The following is a 2,213-nucleotide window of genomic DNA, read 5'->3' as shown; positions in this document are numbered from 1 at the left end:
GTCACCAGCAGAGGTCCCCCTTCTCCCGAAGTTACGGGGGCATTTTGCCGAGTTCCTTAACCATAGTTATCTCGATCGCCTTGGTATTCTCTACCTGACCACCTGTGTCGGTTTGGGGTACGGGCCGTGTGCACACTCGCTAGAGGCTTTTCTCGGCAGCATAGGATCACTGAATTCGCCTCATTCGGCTACGCATCACGTCTCAGGCCGTATGAGTGGCGGATTTGCCTACCACTCGCCCTACACGCTTACACCAGTACTACCACTCACTGGCCCAGCTACCTTCCTGCGTCACCCCATCGCTTGGCTACTACCAGCTCAGGTCCCGTGCATCCACACCCAGGTTCCCCGAAGGGAAGTAAGGGCACTTCAGGACGGTTAGTATCACTGATTCACCATTGGCGCACGCACACGGGTACGGGAATATCAACCCGTTGTCCATCGGCTACGCCTGTCGGCCTCGTCTTAGGTCCCGACTCACCCTGGGCGGATTAACCTGGCCCAGGAACCCTTGGTCATTCGGCGGACAAGTTTCTCACTTGTCTTTCGCTACTCATGCCTGCATTCTCACTCGTGCAGCCTCCACGGCTGGATCACTCCGCCGCTTCCACGGCTGCACGACGCTCCCCTACCCATCCACACACCTGGCTCGACCCCCGTAAGAATCGAGCGGGCTCATGTGAATGCCGCGGCTTCGGTGGTGTACTTGAGCCCCGCTACATTGTCGGCGCAGGATCACTTGACCAGTGAGCTATTACGCACTCTTTCAAGGGTGGCTGCTTCTAAGCCAACCTCCTGGTTGTCTTCGCGACCCCACATCCTTTTCCACTTAGTACACGCTTAGGGACCTTAGCCGGCGATCTGGGCTGTTTCCCTCTCGACTACGAAGCTTATCCCCCGCAGTCTCACTGCCACGCTCTCACTCACCGGCATTCGGAGTTTGGCTGATTTCGGTAAGCTTGTGGGCCCCCTAGACCATCCAGTAGCTCTACCTCCGGCGAGAAACACGTGACGCTGCACCTAAATGCATTTCGGGGAGAACCAGCTATCACGGAGTTTGATTGGCCTTTCACCCCTACCCACAGCTCATCCCCTCAGTTTTCAACCTAAGTGGGTTCGGGCCTCCACGACGTCTTACCGTCGCTTCACCCTGGCCATGGGTAGATCACTCCGCTTCGGGTCTAGAACATGCCACTGCATCGCCCTATTCGGACTCGCTTTCGCTACGGCTACCCCACACGGGTTAACCTCGCGACATGCCACTAACTCGCAGGCTCATTCTTCAAAAGGCACGCCATCACCCCCCACCCGAAGGTGCAAAGGCTCTGACGGATTGTAAGCGCACGGTTTCAGGTACTATTTCACTCCCCTCCCGGGGTACTTTTCACCTTTCCCTCACGGTACTAGTCCGCTATCGGTCACCAGGGAGTATTCAGGCTTATCGGGTGGTCCCGACAGATTCACAGCAGATTTCACGGGCCCGCTGCTACTTGGGCATCACCTACAACAGTCACCATGTTTTCGTCTACGGGACTCTCACCCTCTACGACAGGCCGTTCCAGACCACTTCGACTAACACGATGATTTCTTACTGTCGGCCAGCTCGGCAGAACTGACAAAGATGACCCCACAACCCCGCAAGTGCAACGCCTGCCGGCTATCACACACCCACGGTTTGGCCTCCTCCGCTTTCGCTCGCCACTACTCACGGAATCACGGTTGTTTTCTCTTCCTGTGGGTACTGAGATGTTTCACTTCCCCACGTTCCCTCCACACACCCTATATATTCAGGTGCGGGTAACACGACATCACTCGTGCTGGGTTTCCCCATTCGGAAATCCTCGGATCTCAGCTCGGTTGACAGCTCCCCGAGGCTTATCGCAGCCTCCTACGTCCTTCATCGGCTCCTGGTGCCAAGGCATCCACCGTACGCTCTTCATTACTTACAACAAAGATGCTCGCGTCCACTGTGCAGTTCTCAAACAACACACAAAACCCAAACACACTGTGGCACCAAACCGGCGGACTCACATCCACCGCGGTATGACCACGTTCAGGTCTCGTCGTCTCTTCCTCGAAAGAATCACTCGCGTGTTCTCTCAGGACCCAACAGTGCACCGATATAACTCTCTTCCCACCAGCACTCGGGCCGGCAGTGATGAAGAAAATGCTTGTCAGTGTTCCACCCATGAGCACCACCGGACCACATGTGG

General features: G+C 56.3%; 1 rRNA gene. It reads right to left on the bottom strand.

The window, feature by feature from the left end:
• A 23S ribosomal RNA gene (locus ACFSJG_RS19385) occupies positions 1-1,949 on the bottom strand; the annotation flags it as partial.
• Positions 1,950-2,213: the final 264 nt, after the last annotated feature.

It is taken from the genome of Rhodococcus gannanensis (assembly GCF_042681175.1).
Taxonomy (GTDB): Bacteria; Actinomycetota; Actinomycetes; order Mycobacteriales; family Mycobacteriaceae; genus Rhodococcus_G; species Rhodococcus_G gannanensis.
The sequence above is the reverse complement of the archived record's forward strand: the minus strand, read 5'-3'. Positions and strand labels throughout refer to the sequence as shown.